Annotated in this window: 12 protein-coding genes; 8 read left to right on the top strand and 4 right to left on the bottom strand. The window is 31.4% G+C overall.

The window, feature by feature from the left end; all coding sequences use genetic code 11:
• Positions 1–35: 35 nt before the first annotated feature.
• Together AC4FQX_RS05665 and arsC are read right to left on the bottom strand one after the other, a co-directional pair.
• A complete protein-coding gene (locus tag AC4FQX_RS05665; RefSeq protein ID WP_491166704.1) occupies positions 36–2,519 on the bottom strand; it encodes a TonB-dependent receptor in 2,484 nt (827 codons plus the stop codon).
• A gap of 96 nt (positions 2,520–2,615) precedes the next feature.
• Positions 2,616–2,957 carry an arsenate reductase (glutaredoxin) gene (gene arsC / locus AC4FQX_RS05660; protein WP_491166703.1) on the bottom strand — a complete coding sequence of 114 codons (342 nt, stop codon included), beginning with the start codon at positions 2,955–2,957 and terminating at the stop codon, positions 2,616–2,618.
• 129 nt (positions 2,958–3,086) lie between these two features.
• On the opposite strand from arsC, the gene AC4FQX_RS05655 reads away from it, so the two are divergent.
• From AC4FQX_RS05655 to AC4FQX_RS05645, 3 genes are all read left to right on the top strand, one after another.
• Complete coding sequence (locus AC4FQX_RS05655) at positions 3,087–4,004, top strand: CPBP family intramembrane glutamic endopeptidase (RefSeq protein WP_491166702.1); 918 nt, start codon at positions 3,087–3,089, stop codon at positions 4,002–4,004.
• A gap of 21 nt (positions 4,005–4,025) precedes the next feature.
• Positions 4,026–5,072, top strand: a complete 1,047-nt coding sequence (locus AC4FQX_RS05650) for an AMP-binding protein (RefSeq protein ID WP_491166701.1) — start codon at positions 4,026–4,028, stop codon at positions 5,070–5,072.
• 146 nt (positions 5,073–5,218) lie between these two features.
• A complete protein-coding gene (locus AC4FQX_RS05645) occupies positions 5,219–5,977 on the top strand; it encodes an SDR family NAD(P)-dependent oxidoreductase (RefSeq protein WP_491166700.1) in 759 nt (252 codons plus the stop codon).
• Positions 5,978–6,145: 168 nt separating this feature from the next.
• On the opposite strand, the gene AC4FQX_RS05640 is transcribed toward AC4FQX_RS05645, so the two are convergent.
• Both AC4FQX_RS05640 and AC4FQX_RS05635 read right to left on the bottom strand, forming a co-directional pair.
• On the bottom strand, positions 6,146–7,780 hold the full coding sequence (locus tag AC4FQX_RS05640) for a M1 family metallopeptidase (RefSeq protein WP_491166699.1): 1,635 nt from the start codon (positions 7,778–7,780) through the stop codon (positions 6,146–6,148).
• 76 nt (positions 7,781–7,856) lie between these two features.
• A complete protein-coding gene (locus AC4FQX_RS05635) occupies positions 7,857–9,485 on the bottom strand; it encodes an acyl-CoA carboxylase subunit beta (protein WP_491166698.1) in 1,629 nt (542 codons plus the stop codon).
• 276 nt (positions 9,486–9,761) lie between these two features.
• On the opposite strand from AC4FQX_RS05635, the gene AC4FQX_RS05630 reads away from it, so the two are divergent.
• The 5 genes from AC4FQX_RS05630 to AC4FQX_RS05610 all read left to right on the top strand — a co-directional run bounded on the left by AC4FQX_RS05630 (position 9,762) and on the right by AC4FQX_RS05610 (position 15,885).
• Positions 9,762–10,406: a DUF47 domain-containing protein gene (locus tag AC4FQX_RS05630; protein ID WP_491166697.1), complete on the top strand. Its 645-nt coding sequence runs from the start codon at positions 9,762–9,764 to the stop codon at positions 10,404–10,406.
• A gap of 30 nt (positions 10,407–10,436) precedes the next feature.
• Complete coding sequence (locus AC4FQX_RS05625) at positions 10,437–11,504, top strand: inorganic phosphate transporter (protein ID WP_491166696.1); 1,068 nt, start codon at positions 10,437–10,439, stop codon at positions 11,502–11,504.
• 734 nt (positions 11,505–12,238) lie between these two features.
• The gene (locus AC4FQX_RS05620; protein ID WP_491166695.1) at positions 12,239–12,454 is read left to right on the top strand and encodes a hypothetical protein; all 216 of its coding nucleotides are present in this window, start codon (positions 12,239–12,241) and stop codon (positions 12,452–12,454) included.
• Positions 12,455–13,945: 1,491 nt separating this feature from the next.
• Positions 13,946–15,442 carry a tetratricopeptide repeat protein gene (locus AC4FQX_RS05615; RefSeq protein WP_491166694.1) on the top strand — a complete coding sequence of 499 codons (1,497 nt, stop codon included), beginning with the start codon at positions 13,946–13,948 and terminating at the stop codon, positions 15,440–15,442.
• Between the two features lie 239 nt (positions 15,443–15,681).
• Entirely contained in the window at positions 15,682–15,885 is a 204-nt protein-coding gene (locus AC4FQX_RS05610; RefSeq protein WP_491166693.1) for a hypothetical protein, read from the top strand.
• Positions 15,886–16,061: the final 176 nt, after the last annotated feature.

Here is a 16,061-nt window from a genome sequence, read left to right as displayed (position 1 = left end):
AAGGGAACTAAATTTAGTTCCCTTTTTTTATGTTGTTATTCCATATAGTTTTCTGAATCATTGTCAGATTCTTTCGAAGGCTGCTGTTTCTCTCTTTCAGATTTCTTTTTATTGAATCTATAAGTAAAAGAAAGAGTAATCTGTCTTTCTCTCCATTGCATTTCGCTGTGTGATGTTACTGTAGGTAAATAATTGTCCATAATTCTTTTTCTTGAATTGAACAGGTCATTTACACTCAGTGCAATTGTACCTTTATCTTTCAGTACATCTTTACTCAGAGCAAGGTTCACACCAATCATACCTTTACTTTTCCCTTGTGCAGATTTCTGAGGAGCCATATACATAGCATTAGTTTGCCAATCAATTCCGTAAGGAAGATTTACTTTTGAACTAATACGACTGAACCAGCTGTAGGCTGTATTATCAAAGTTTTGATATACCTCTTTACCCGTTAGTGAATCGGTATAAGTATAATCTCCTTCAGTCTGATTTCTGAAAAAATTGAAGTTTCCGTTCAGTTTCCACCATTTATAAGGATTATAAGAAACAGTGAATTCAAAACCAAATCGGTATTGCGTAGCTAAGTTAATAGGACTACTGATTACAACAGCAGCACCATCTATGATCTCACCGGATTCTCTTCGTACAAATTGAAAAGCATCAGTCGTTCTGTTCAGATACATAGAAGTATTAAGAGTTACCTGATCCCAGCGTTGTAAATAGCCTATATCATAAGCATCTGTAAAAGAAGGATTCAGATCCGGATTTCCCTGAAAACGGTTAATATTACTCGAATTGGACATAAAAGGATTAATAAATCGGGAGCGAGGTCTTGATACTCTTCGGCTGTAGCTTACAGAAGCACTGCTGGATTCATTAAATTCATAAGCAAAAAACACACTCGGGAAGAAATCATTATATTTCTTGTTATTGTATTCTTTATTTGTAATAAGGTTGATGTCTATATTAGAATCCTCCCATCTTAATCCAAGTAAATAAGAGAATTTATTAATCTTTGATCCAAACTGAGTATAAAAAGCATTTACTTTTTCTTTATATTCCAAGATATTACTATAACGAGGATCATTTACAAAAGGATCTCCTTCATTCGCTTTAATAGTAGCCTGATAATTTGTTGTCAGTTCATTAAAATTCCCACGATATCCTGCTTCAAACTGGCTTTTTTCCCCTATAGGAAGTACATAATCTATCTGTATAAGATTATTTCTCTGTAACTGATCCGTAAGATTTTTTTCAAAAGAAGTAGCACCTTCTGCTTTTAAGATACGATCTGATATAAATACATCATCCGTATCATCATTTCTTGAAAAAGAAACATCTGCCGTTAATTTATGTCCTTCTTTTTTGAACTGGTGCGTCAGATTACTGGAAAATTCGACATTTTCACTTTCACTGGATGAAATATTATTACGAGTACGAGTAAACAGATAATCACGATTAGCATCAAAATTCTGAAAAGTTACATTCTCCGGGTTGTCTCCATCGCTTTTTCTATATGAAAAAGTATTCGTCCAAGTAGTAGATTTGGTCAGGAACCATTCCATTCCAAAATTGGTATTAAAACTTTTTCTTAATCGCTCATTATTACTTTTTTGATCTACAAAACCGGTTGTATTTCCATCTGTATCGAAGTATTCCGAATTATTTGTTGAATTTCCAGGACCTTTTCTGTAATTATATCCCGTAGTAGTGAACAGGTTAAAATTCTCTCCTCTGAAGTTTACATTTCCTGACACTCCGTGATTAGCAGGGTCTCCCGTAGTTGCAGTAAAAGTTCCGTTTATTCCCTGCGCTTTTCCTTTTTTAAGGATAATATTTAAAATACCACCACCACCCTCAGCATCATAGCGGGCAGATGGATTGGTAATCACTTCTATTTTGTCCACTGCATCAGCAGGTAATAAACGTAATGCTTCAGCAATATTAATTCCTGCCATTCCGGATGGTTTTCCGTCGATCAGAATTTTGACATCATCATTTCCTCTCATACTTACATTTCCTTCCACATCTACAGAAACGGAAGGAACATTATCCAATACATCACTTATTGTTCCTCCTTTGACCATCATATCCTGACCTATATTGTATACTTTTTTATCTAGTTTTATTTCAACAGTGGATTTTTCCATAACAATGGAAACCTCATCCAGTTGTTCTGCATCATCTTCAATTGCAACAGTTCCCAGATCAGTGTTTTCCTGGAGATCCTTTTTAATTTCAAGTGTTTTAAATGAAATAAACTCAATTTTAATGTTGTAATTACCAACAGGAACATCAATGGAGAATTTTCCTTTATCATCCGTTATACCTCCTGTAACTACTTTTTTTGTAGTACTGTTTTCAATGGTAACAGTAGCATATTCTAAAGGTAGTTTTGATGTTTTTTCAATCACTTTACCTGTTAATCTAATTTTTTTATCAGGTGCTACCTGTTGAGCAAAATTTGAAAGAAAAGTTGTGAGTAATAACATAGTTATTACAAATTTTAATTTTTCCATTAATGAGTTTAGTTTAGTTTATCTCTGTTAGACTGTGAAAAGCAGTTTTGGTTTAATTATGAAGGTTAAAAAAAACGTTGAATTAGGGTTTGTTATTTATAATATAGATTTAATACGTTCTGGAGGTCTTCCAATAACAGCTTTATCTCCGTTGATAACAATTGGTCTTTCGATCAGTTTGGGATTTTCCACCATGGCAGTAATGGTCTGATCATCCGTAAGATTTTTACCTTTATAGTTTTCGATCCAGATACTTTCTTTTTGACGAACCAGCTCAATAGGTTTTATTTTTAGTTTTGACAGAATGTCTTTCAGGTTAGATATGGTTAAAGGATCTTCCAGATACTTGACAATTTCGAATGATTGTCCGCTTTTTTCAACTATTTCTAATCCTTCTCTGGATTTTCCACAACGTGGATTATGGTATATTTTTATCATTATAATAAAATTTTTAAAATGTTTTTACAAAGTAAGCAATTAGTAAGAAATAATTCAGTTATTTTAGACCTGACAAATCAGGCTTATTTTTAAATAAGAGCCAAAATAACATAAATTTATACTATTATCATGTTTTTATCTCAAGCATTTAAACCCAATAACGAATTTTGGAAATATATAGCAGGATCAGTAATCATTGTTGTTCTTTCTTCAATTGGCCAACTACCGTGGTTTGCAGCAATGTTATATAAATCTTTCACAACCAATACCGCTTTTCCGGCTAATCAGGATGATATGATGGTCTATCTGGACAGTAATCTGACGTTATTTTTTATGTTGTTTAGTTTTGTCTTTGTTATTTTCGGACTGGTGATTGTTGTAAGAGGAATTCATAAACAAACTTTTCTTGAGGTTACAACTTCTCGTAAAAAAGTAGACTGGAATCGTATCTTTTTCTCTTTTGGGCTTTGGGCTACTATAGTGGCAGCTACTATTTTGATAGACTATTATATGAATCCGGAAAATTTTATTTTTAATTTTAAACCGATTCCGTTTGCTATTTTAGCAGTTATATCCCTATTGTTTATTCCTGTGCAGACCAGTGCAGAGGAGTATTTTTTCAGAGGCTATCTGATGCAGGGTCTGGGCCTCCTGACTAAAAATAAATGGGTACCATTATTATTGACCTCTGTGATTTTCGGATCTCTGCATATTGCAAATCCTGAAGTACAGAAAATGGGATATATTATACTGGTGTATTATATAGGGACGGGATTGTTTCTGGGAATACTGACATTAATGGATGACGGACTGGAATTAAGTCTTGGATTCCACGCAGCTAATAATCTGGTAGCAGCTTTACTAGTAACATCAGACTGGACCGTTTTTCAGACTAATTCTATATTAAAAGATACTTCAGATCCGAGTATTGGTTTAGATGTTATAGCACCTGTATTCATTCTTTTTCCAATTCTTTTATTTATTTTTGGTAAGAAGTATAAATGGAATAACTGGAAAGAAAAACTGACAGGGAAAATAGAAATTTAATGATTTAAATAAATAAAATATATGAGTAATCTAACATATCAAAACGTTCATAACCGTTTTAAAATGAACGGTTTTCAACTCACAAGAGAAGATTTATGCAGAGTAGCCCCATTTCTTATAAAAGAAGGAGAAGAGTATGAAAAATCAGTAGGGATGTTTATTCTGGACTGGTTTGATAAGAGACCTTATATAGAAATGAATACTTCAGGAACTACCGGTAAGCCTAAACTAATACAAGTAGATAAACAAGCAATGATTAATTCAGCTTTAGCAACAGGTGATTTTTTTGATTTAGCTCCGGAAGATAAGGTGTTGCATTGTCTGCCTACTAAATTTATTGCTGGAAAAATGATGCTGGTTAGGGGGTTTATTCTTGGACTGGATATGGATTTAGTAGCTCCTTATGCAAATCCTTTAGATCATAATGAAACTATTTATGATTTTGCTGCGATGGTACCTGTACAGGCTCAGCATTCATTGAAGAGGCTGGATAAAGTAAAAAAACTAATCATAGGTGGTGCAAAGGTAAATGCAGAATTAGAAGCAGAATTAGTAAAGTTACCAATAGAAGTTTATGAAACTTATGGCATGACGGAGACCATAACGCACATTGCAGCAAAAAGAGTAGGAGAAGAAGCATTTAAAATATTACCTCATATTACGATTTCTCAGGATGATCGGGGCTGTTTAGTAATTACCGCTCCTAAAGTAATAAAGGAAAAAGTGGTGACTAACGATTTGGTAAAACAGGTGTCTGAAAATGAGTTTATCTGGCTGGGACGTATTGATAATGTTATCAATAGTGGCGGAATTAAATGGATTCCGGAAGTAATCGAGGAAAAACTAACAGGAAGCATTAAAGGTCGTTTCTTTATTGCCGGTAAAGAGGATAGCACACTTGGAGAAAAGTTGATTTTAATAGTTGAAGGAGAGAAACATATTATTGAAGATTCTGTATTTGATCATCTGGATAAATATGAAAAACCAAAAGAGATATTTTTTGTTTCAAAATTTGAGGAAACGAGATCAGGAAAATTACAGCGAAAAAGAACATTAGAATTACTATAAAATAAGAAATATTTTAATATTATAAGGGATAAATTTTATAAGAATTTATCCCTTGTTTTTTAACAAACATTTAAATTGAATCTTTTTTCTAACGATATACAATTGTCTAATTTTATAGAAAGTTAATAACTCAAAATTATATAACCATGAAAAAATTAGATAAAAAAGTCGTTATTATTACTGGAGGGGCAGGTAGTATCGGCAAAACGACAGCAAAATTATTTTTAGAAGAAGGTGCAAAAATTATGTTGGTAGACAGAAGTGAGGAAGACCTTAAAAAAGCAGTAACAGAATTGAAATCAGATCATGTTGCTTATTGTGTGGCAGATGTTACAAAGTCGAATGAGGTAGAAAATTATGCAAAGAAAACAGTTGATAAATTTGGTAAAGTAGATGTGTTTTTCAATAATGCAGGAATTGAAGGAGTAGTAAAACCAATGACAGAATACCCGGAAGATATTTTTGATAAAGTAATGGGGGTAAATATAAAAGGAGTATGGTTAGGTATGAAATATGTACTTCCTCAGATGAATGACGGAGGAAGTGTTGTAATCAGTTCCTCTATAGCCGGTTTACACGGAGGAGCCGGAACAACTGCTTATACAGCTAGTAAACACGCTGCAATGGGACTTATGAAAGTAGCTGCAGCAGAAGCAGCACCAAGAAAAATACGTGTTAATACCGTTAATCCGTCACCAGTAGATAATCGAATGATGCGTTCACTGGAAGAGGGTTTTGCTCCCGGAGCAGCAGAGGCTGCAAAAGCAAATTTAGAAAAAACAATTCCTCTTGGAAGATATGCTCAGCCGGAAGAAATATCCGCGATGGTTCTGTTTCTGGCTTCAGACGACAGTAAATTTATCACAGGAACCTTTAACAGAGTTGACGGAGGGATGGGAGCCTAAATTTAAAGAGCCAAGAATCAAGAAGAAAGATTCAAGAGGTTTCCTGACCAGATTTACAATATTGCATTTTTATTAAATGAAAGAACCCCTGGAAACAAGTCTAAGGGTTCTTATTTTGTTTATATCAGTATGGAAACTTTCTCAATTCTCAATACTAATATCTCACTTCTATTTATTTACATCAATATAGAATTTATCCTGTCTTACTGACACACCATTTAATGATTTCATATTAAAATCGATAATCTTCCAGCTATTAGTAGGCTCTAATCGTATTTCTTGTTTATTATAAATTATATCTACAGGCATCTGGAAATAAGCTATATCCGTTTTCCAACGGTATTCCAGTTTCTTTTTCTTCTGGCGCAGTTCCAGAACCGGGATATCCTTATATTTTAAATACTGATTAAATATAGGAGTAAGATTCATTCCTGTTTTTTCATTAAAAAAATGAATTACCGTTTCTGTATCTATGATCTGATGACGATACGTTTCTGAATAGTCTAGTAAAAGTTTCCACCATTTTTTGTCATCATTAATTACGTTTCTTAAAGTGTTCAGTAATAAAGCACCTTTATAATACATATCGGCTGAACCTTCTTTATTGACATTATAAACGCCAATAATGGGACGGTCATTTCTGACCATTTTTTTATGTCCGTTAATATAAGCCAGAGCTTTATCATAACCAAACTGACATTCTATAAAAACAGTTTCCGTATAAGTTGTAAACGCCTCATGTATCCACATATCAGCAATATCTCTTGCAGTAAGACTGTTCCCAAACCATTCGTGTCCAGATTCATGTATAGTTATAAAATCGAATAATAATCCGACACCGGTATCAGATCTGTCTTTCCCTAAATATCCTTTTTTGTATTTATTGCCGTAACCAACCGCAGATTGGTGTTCCATTCCCAGATAAGGAGTTTCAACCATTTTATATCCGTCTTCACCAAAAGGATATTTCCCGAATTTACTCTGAAAGCAGTCCATCATTGGTTTTACTTCTTCAAAATGTACTTTTGCTTTTTCCAGATTTTCTTTTAACACATAATAATCAAGATCCAGCCCTTTGTAATTTTCGCCAAAATGAACATAATCAGCAATATTAAGAGTGATGTTATAAGCATTAATAGGGTTTTTTACTTCCCAGTCCCATCTTGTAGTTCCATTTTTCAGGTCTTTACTGCCTTTAAATCTCCCGTTGGAAACATTCATTAATCCGTTAGGAACAGCTACTTTTATGGTTACGCCATTATCCGGTTCATCTCCCTGATGATCTTTTACAGGAATCCATAAACTGGCTCCGGTTCCCTGTACAGCAACAGCAATCCAGTCTTTACCCGCAGTATCTTTGCTAAACACAAAACCGCCATCCCATGGAGCATTTTTAGCAACAATAGGATGACCGGAATAATAAAATCGTATTTTTTCTTCTTTTCCTTTTACAAGTGGTTCACTGAAAGAAATAAAAACAGCGTTGAACTCTCTGTTATAACTCAGTTTTACATTATTATAAAGAATAGAGTCGATTTGCATATTTTCAAAAAGATCCAGTTGAATCTTTTTTGTATTTTCCATTACTTTAAAAGTAATATCATTATAACCCGCAATAAAGCGGTCGTTTGGGTCGACCTTTATATTTATGTCATATCGAAGTACATCAAAACTGGTCCGCTCCGGTCTTAGGGCACCACGAAGAGTATCTGCTCTTGTAAAGATTTCCTTTTCATTTAATAACTGAGCATTTATTTTTAAAAAAGAGAAAAGTATGAAAGCAGTTAAAATATTTTTTTTCATTCTATTGATAAGAAGTTAGTTATGGTTAGGGTTTGAAATTTAATATTTACGATATATATAGTTTACAATATTAGATTTATACCTGGATAACTCCCAGATTAAATTGTTTTTCGATAGGAGCGTGGTTTGCCGCTTCAATACCCATAGATATCCATGTTCTGGTATCCAGAGGGTCAATTACAGCATCAGTCCATAATCGGGAAGCAGCATAATAAGGAGAAACCTGCTCATCATAACGAGACTTTATTTTGTTAAATAATTCAGCTTCTTTTTCAGAAGTGATGGTTTCACCATTCTTTTTCAGAGAAGCAGTTTCTATCTGTAGTAATACTTTAGCTGCCTGTGCACCACCCATAACAGCAAGTTCAGCACTTGGCCAGGCAAAGATCAGTCTCGGATCATAAGCTTTACCACACATGGCATAATTACCGGCACCATAAGAATTACCAACAACTACAGTAAATTTTGGAACTACAGAATTGCTGACCGCATTTACCATTTTTGCACCATCCTTAATAATTCCGCCATGTTCACTTTTACTTCCTACCATAAATCCCGTAACATCCTGTAAAAAGACCAAAGGAATCTTTTTTTGATTACAGTTGGCTATAAAACGGGTTGCCTTATCTGCACTATCAGAATAAATAACACCACCAAACTGCATTTCTCCTTTTTTCGTTTTAACTACTTTACGCTGATTAGCAACAATACCAACCGCCCAGCCGTCAATTCTTCCATATCCGGTAATAATGGTTTGTCCGTAACCTTCCTTATATTGTTCAAATTCGCTGTTATCCACTAAACGACTGATGATTTCCATCATATCATATTGTTCTGAACGAGATTTTGGAAGAATACCATAGATATCTTCTTCTTTCAAAGTCGGTTTTTTTGGTTCTGTTCGATTATAACCAGCCTTATCATAATCACCAATCTTATCTATAATGTTTTTGATTTTATCCAAAGCATCTTTATCATCCTTTGCTTTATAATCCGTTACTCCCGAAATTTCACAATGTGTTGTTGCACCACCCAGTGTTTCATTATCAATCGTTTCTCCAATAGCAGCTTTTACCAGATAGCTGCCTGCCAGAAAAATACTTCCGGTTTTATCTACAATAAGAGCTTCATCACTCATTATTGGTAAGTAAGCTCCTCCTGCAACACAACTTCCCATAACCGCTGCGATCTGAGTAATACCCATACTGCTCATTATGGCATTATTTCTAAAAATACGTCCAAAGTGTTCCTTATCCGGAAAAATTTCATCCTGCAGAGGAAGATAAACTCCGGCACTATCGACCAAATAAATAATAGGAAGTTTATTTTCAATAGCAATTTCCTGTGCTCTCAGATTTTTTTTACCGGTAATAGGGAACCATGCACCAGCTTTGACAGTAGCATCATTTGCAACCACAATACATTGTTTTCCTTTTATATATCCTATTTTTATAATAACACCACCAGAAGGGCAACCCCCATGTTCCTGATACATCCCTTCACCGGCAAAAGCACCAATCTCTATACTTTTGCTTTTAGAGTCTAATAGATAATCAATACGTTCACGTGCTGTCATTTTACCTTCAGTATGTAGTTTTTCTATTCGTTTTTCACCACCACCTTGTTTTACTTTTACAAGACGTTGTTTTAAATCAGAAAGCAAAAGTTTGTTGTGATCTTCGTTAATATTGAAGTTGATATCCATAAATTGTACTAGTTGTTTTTAATTAAACTGTATTTAATTATTAGAAAAGCTCTGAACCTTAAATCATTAAATTATTTAAAACCTTTGCTCTATTACTGTTTAATAGTATTCAGGCGTGCTAAAATACGAAAACGATTGAAATAATCAATATTCATATAATTTATAATGAAGTACCGAAAATAAAGATAAAAAAAGAGATAGATAACAGGTTATTCATTTTAATTTAATGTTATCTTAACATTGAAAGACTACATTTGCCTCAATAAAACATATAATATGTCACTGAATAATATATTACAGTTCTTAGTCCCGAAAGATAAAAAATTCTTTCCTCTTTTTGAAAAAGCAACCAAAAACTTGGTTAAACTATCAGAAACCTTACACATCGCTGTAAATGCTCCATTGGCAGAAAGAGAAAAATTATTCTTACTTATAGAAGAGTTAGAACAAAAAGCAGAAGAAATAACGCATCAGCTAACTTTAGAGTTAAGCAGAAACTTTATAACTCCTTTTGACAGAGAAGATATTTATTCTCTTGCAATGTCTATAGATGATGTTGTTGATTTTGTTCATGGTGCTGCCAGCAGAATGCGTTTGTATCAGGTAGATAAGATTACAAAATCGATACGTAAGCTGACAGAGATCAATCTTGAAGCCTGTCAGAATCTAGAAGTAGCGGTTAAAGAATTAAAAAACATCAAGAATGTAAAACTGATTACGAATGCTTGTGCTCGAATTAATAAATTAGAGAACAAGTCAGATAATGTATATGATAAAGCCGTTGCAGATCTTTTTGAAAATGAAAAAGATGCAAAGAACATTATGAAATACAAAGAAGTGTTATCTGCTTTAGAAACTGCAGCAGATAAATGTAAAAGTGCAGCAAATATCATCGAATCCATTACAGTGAAACACTCGTAATCGATTTCGATTCATTCGAAAATTATATATATGGATTTGACTCTACTTATCATAATTATTGTTTTAGCATTAATTTTTGATTATATAAACGGTTTTCACGATGCAGCAAACTCTATTGCGACTATCGTTGCTACAAAAGTATTAACTCCTTTTCAGGCAGTATTGTGGGCAGCTTTTTTTAATTTCTTAGCCTATTTTATTTCAAGGTATTGGATAGGAGAGTTTAAAATCGGTAATACTATTGCAAAAACAGTTAATGAAGATTTCATAACATTAGAAGTTATTCTTGCAGGATTGATAGCCGCAATTGTATGGAACCTGCTAACCTGGAAATTAGGAATACCATCATCATCATCACATACTTTAATCGGTGGTTTTATGGGAGCAGCTTTAGCAAATGCCGGAGCTTTCTCTTCAAACGGAGTAGATGTAATTAATTATATTAAAGTTATCCCTATTATTCTGTTTATCTTTCTGGCTCCTTTAATAGGTATGATTGTAGCATACCTCATTACCATACTAATATTGAATATATGTCGAAAGGCAAATCCATACAGAGCAGACAGATGGTTTAAAAGACTACAGTTGGTTTCTTCTGCTATGTTCAGTTTAGGACATGGAGCAAATGACGCACAGAAAGTGATGGGGATTATTGGAGCAGCTGTTATTTATTATCATTTAAAGATCAATGATATAGCTTATACTTCATTAGAAACAGCAGATCGTTTCAGTCACTTTGTAGATGATTGGGCATGGGTTCCTTTCGTGAGTTTCCTTGCAATAGGCTTAGGGACGCTGAGCGGAGGATGGAAAATTGTAAAGACAATGGGCTCAAAGATAACAAAGGTTACTTCATTGGAAGGAGTAAGTGCTGAGACTGCAGGAGCAATAACCTTATATGTATCAGAACATTTTGGTATACCAGTTTCTACAACACACACCATCACCGGTTCTATTATTGGAGTTGGAATTACAAAAAGAGTTTCAGCTGTACGATGGGGAGTAACTATTAGTTTACTCTGGGCATGGGTATTAACCATACCAGTATCTGCATTAATAGCAGCATTATTCTATTATATTATATCCTATTTTATATAAAAAATATAAACAATAATTTAAAAAAGCGTTCAGTTATAATACTGAACGCTTTTTTTGTATAAAAATATATTCAGATAGCTATTAAAATTAATATTTTCATTTTCAGGTAATAATAAAAACTATATAATTATTTACTATTGAATGATTAGTACAGATATATAGAATAAAAAAACAGAACCTTTTTATTCTCAAATGAAAATTTTACTACATAGGATATTGAAATATCTATAAATAGAGAACCTCTTTAAATAATATATTTAAGGAGGTTTTTATAATTTATAGCTATTCTAAATGATGTACTTTCAATATATTGTTTAGAATAGCTGTGTAAAATATGTAGTTAAAAACAAAATATTAAGGGGTTAATAGTATAATAAAATATATTATTAATCGCTCCGCTGTCTTTAAGATTTATTGATAACTGTCTTTAGGCTATATTGTATACGAATTGTATTCAAAAATCTACTTTTATATAAAAATAGACTCTATTTAATACAAGAAAAAGCTATAATAAACGATTTATAATATTATTTAATGCAAATAAATCGTCTTTTTTATCATTAAATATAGACATATGGGTAAGTAATTTGTATTTTTCATACAAGTGACTACTAATGACTCCTTATTTTTTTTGAGGCTTTTTATATATTTTATTTATTTGCACGTCGGTATTCTATTCGGATACTGTTTAGGTATGTAAATGATAAATTTAATAAAGAAATAAAAAGGAAGTTATGGTAACAAACAGAGAAAAAGAGAGGTATAAATATAATATATATGTACTCCAGGCCTTAACAGAGCATCATGGGTTTTCAACAGATTTTATAAGAAAGTCATTACGAGGTGATCGTACAAGTGAGATGTCTCTAAAAATAAAAGAAGAATATAAGATCTTATTAAAAGAGTTTGATTTTGTTGTAAAAAGATATAAGCAAAGGGAAAGGCTTTAAAATAAACTGATCTATTAAGTACAGAAATTTATTTGCATAGTTTTATACAATAATAAAAGTAAGCGCTATCTCTTAGTTATTGATAAGAATTCCAAACATCTTAATCAATAACTTTATAAAGAGATTGTTGCTGAGATAGCGTGTTATTCCGGAAGCATTAAAAATAGAGGGTTTAATACGACGGAATAACGCTGTCTTAAAGAGTATATAGAAATCACTCAATAGATATAAGCTATCAAAATAGAACTTTAGATTAAAAATAATCTACTAATAAGTCATTTTAATTCAGAAGTTTAAAAAAAAAGTTTAAAATTAGTTTAGTAGAATAAAATTGTTTTTTTATAAAAATAAAACCTATTTTTTTCTTATATATTTCAATTAAGATTCCGTATTTTTTCATTAACTGAATTAATGAAAGGGTACGGCTTTTTTATAGGATAGGAGGAAATTATTACTTGAAAAATTTCCATTAGAATCTTATACTCTGGCTGTTTATAAAGGAGCAAAAACAGATACTATTGTAATGGGAATCTTCTGAAAACAAAATACTTATTCGTTTATTTTATAATAATATATCCATAAAGAATTCTACGTTGTATGCAGTAAAGTTTATGGCTCTTATAGAGTATATGAGAACCATTGCCGACTTTAAAAGTATATCAGTTGAGGGAATTCGTAAGGCTAAGATTTAACTTGATTAAGAAGCCTTATATACTTCTTTATTATGGAGAACAGTTATCAGTTATTGGGTCGCTATTGAGAAAGATGTTGTAAAGGATGATAATTGCTATGCTACGTTAGAAAGTACCGAATTATTAAAATAATATTCAGTAACTTTGTATGCAATAGAAATACTTTTCTGAGATATTTTAACTTGATTAGACTAAATCAAGAAATCTTTTTTTACTGTTTTAAAGTTTATAGTGTATTTTACAAGAATTATTTTCTATCAGATTTTTTTGCTTAATAAATAGCTAAAATAAGACAAAATAAAGGATGTGTAAAGTAAAATAAAACTATTTTGACATTTATTTTAAAGGATTTAGTCCCTTAAATACTAAAAAAAAGCACGATTAAAGTGACTCCTTTTGTTAAAAAACAGCTATATTTTTTTTGTTTAAAATAATAGAATAATAAAACAGGCGTATCGTAACTGATTGTATTTAGTCTATTTAAGCTTTAAATATGTTAAATGACTCCTATATAATCTGTTAAATGACTCTTAATGAGTCCTTGTTTTTTTGGAAGTGTTTTAAATTTTCAATTAATTTGCCGTCGGTATTGATTTTTAAGACTAAAATTAATTTGTTTACTGACTTACTTTAATACTTTTCCAGTAATTATTTTAACAAACTATTTACTGTTTATCATAATGTATTTATAATTTAACACAGAATATTATTTTAGGTCTGATTATTGTTAAAATATAAAGTTGTTGTTGGTTTTAAAATAATACTATCCTATTTACACATATTATTATTATACTATTTTATGAAGAATTATATATTTCTTATTTTATTTTTTGTATCTATTTTTGCTACAAAAACCTATTCTCAGTCCTATAATGAAAGACAAATAGATAGCCTGTTAGAGATTGGAGAAAACTATTTAAATTCTGTTCCAGAACATACTCAGGCTTTAGGTCTTAAAATTATAAAGTATTCTGAGCAGATAAAATATAAAAGAGGCATAATTAACGCTAATTTACTGATAGGCATAAATTACTATAATTTTGGTAGTACTAAAGAAGGTTTAAAATATGCTGTTATAGCAGAAAAGGAAGCTTATAAAACCAAACAACCGGATCTTGAGGCAAAAGCAATTAATCTGAAAGGGATGTGTCTTATTAGGCTTAGCTTTTTTGATCTGGCAAAAAAAGAAATGAATAGAGCTTTACTTATTACTAATAAAATTAAAGATTCAGACGCAAGACATGATAGAAGAGGAGGAGTTTATATGGATATGGCTATTTACTATAAGAAGAGTTATGGTCCGGATCTTATAGCTTCTGATTCAATGACCTATTATTTCAGAGAGAGTTATAATGAATTTCTGAAAGTAAAAAAGGAAAATCTTCTTACAACCCAGCATCTTGCAATGGCGACATCAAATCTTGGTTTTGATTATCTTCGTCTCAAACAGTACGATTCAGCTTTGTATTATCTAAATAAGTCTTTGAAGATATCTGATCAGGTGAATTTTACATTGTCAAAAGTTTTTACGTATAATCATTTAGGTGCATTATATTGTGAGAAGAAAGAATATATAAAAGCAGTAGATGTTTATAAAAAAGGTATTGTAAGAGCAGAGCAGATAAAAAGTTTATACAAACTGAAAGATATGTATAAAGGAATATCAAATGCATATAAAGCTTTAGGAGATGATAAAAATGAAAAAGAGTATTTAGTTAAATATATTGATGTAAACGACAGTATAATTAAAAAAGAAGAGAAATCCATTAATTTTTCAATACAAAAGTTAGTAGAAGGAGAAAAAGAGGGTTTTTATTTTACAAAAGTAAGATTAACAGCTATTATTTTGTTTTGTATCCTTGTTGTGTTACGAATTGGATGGGTAATGAGTAGGCTGTATAAAAAATTAAAAATAGAAAAACAAAAGATTAATAGTAAAACGGAATTAGTTCGGGAGCAGCAGAAACAGTTAGCAGCATTAACTATTATGAATACGATTACTCTTGAAGAGGTGATAGAATCAGCAAAAAAAGGAGACACCTCTTTTTATATTCGATTTCAGGAATTATACCCTGATTTTGTTGAGAGGATTTCCGGAAAAGTGTGTGGTTCTCCGCTTATTGCAACTGAACTTGAACTTTGCGCTATGATCAGACTGGGTTTTACTACTAAAGAAATTGCTCAAAATCTAAATACTACAATAGAATCTGTAAAAAGTAGAAAATATAGATTAAGGAAAAAATTTAATATTTTATCTTCTCCACAAAACATTAATGTTTGGATAAAGAATGTATAATTCCTTATTTTTTATGCATATTAGAATAATTTATACAGGTTAAAATAAGCATAGAAGATATGATATAGCGTTATTTTAGTTGTTAAAAATGTTAAAATATTGAATTGTAATTAAAAAAATTCAAATGACTCCTGATGACTCTCTAATTATTTGGTGTTTTTTTTATTCTTTGTTTGCTTTGTAATTAGTTTTAATTCTAATCAATAGTGTAAAGTTGTTTAATTTATTAAAATAATATTATGAATAAATCAATAGTAAAAAGAGAAAAGTATAACGCTTATGTTCTTATAGCATTACAAGATCGTTATGGGGTTTCACCTGACTTTATTCGAAAATCATTGCGAGGTGATCGTAATAGTGCTATGGCTGGGAAAATAAAAAAAGAATATAAAATAATTGAAGAAAAATTGAATAAGGTCATTGCTGTTTGTTTATGTAAATAATTTTTACTAAGCCCCTTATTTTTTATTTTGGTAAAGTCTCTGATCGGTCAGTTTATTTTGATCAATTAGAGATTTTTATTTTAGCTTGGTATGTTTTCTTATTAGATTATTTGTACTATATTAATAAACAGATTTTTTTAAATTGAATATTAAAATATAAGCAGATAATAAAAAAT

The sequence above is a fragment of the Flavobacterium sp. AK-301 genome (assembly GCF_058310215.1).
Note: the sequence above shows the minus strand (reverse complement) of the source record. Positions and strands in the feature narration are given on the sequence as shown.

Bases quoted from the DNA above. Each gene is read 5' to 3' on its own strand.
- AC4FQX_RS05625 (WP_491166696.1), top strand. From the start codon at position 10,437: ATGGATTTGACTCTACTTATCATAATTATTGTTTTAGCATTAATTTTT.
- AC4FQX_RS05650 (WP_491166701.1), top strand. From the start codon at position 4,026: ATGAGTAATCTAACATATCAAAACGTTCATAACCGTTTTAAAATGAAC.
- AC4FQX_RS05615 (WP_491166694.1), top strand. From the start codon at position 13,946: ATGAAGAATTATATATTTCTTATTTTATTTTTTGTATCTATTTTTGCT.
- AC4FQX_RS05635 (WP_491166698.1), bottom strand. From the start codon at position 9,485: ATGGATATCAACTTCAATATTAACGAAGATCACAACAAACTTTTGCTT.
- AC4FQX_RS05630 (WP_491166697.1), top strand. From the start codon at position 9,762: ATGTCACTGAATAATATATTACAGTTCTTAGTCCCGAAAGATAAAAAA.
- AC4FQX_RS05655 (WP_491166702.1), top strand. From the start codon at position 3,087: ATGTTTTTATCTCAAGCATTTAAACCCAATAACGAATTTTGGAAATAT.
- AC4FQX_RS05610 (WP_491166693.1), top strand. From the start codon at position 15,682: ATGAATAAATCAATAGTAAAAAGAGAAAAGTATAACGCTTATGTTCTT.
- AC4FQX_RS05645 (WP_491166700.1), top strand. From the start codon at position 5,219: ATGAAAAAATTAGATAAAAAAGTCGTTATTATTACTGGAGGGGCAGGT.
- AC4FQX_RS05665 (WP_491166704.1), bottom strand. From the start codon at position 2,519: ATGGAAAAATTAAAATTTGTAATAACTATGTTATTACTCACAACTTTT.
- arsC (WP_491166703.1), bottom strand. From the start codon at position 2,957: ATGATAAAAATATACCATAATCCACGTTGTGGAAAATCCAGAGAAGGA.
- AC4FQX_RS05640 (WP_491166699.1), bottom strand. From the start codon at position 7,780: ATGAAAAAAAATATTTTAACTGCTTTCATACTTTTCTCTTTTTTAAAA.
- AC4FQX_RS05620 (WP_491166695.1), top strand. From the start codon at position 12,239: ATGGTAACAAACAGAGAAAAAGAGAGGTATAAATATAATATATATGTA.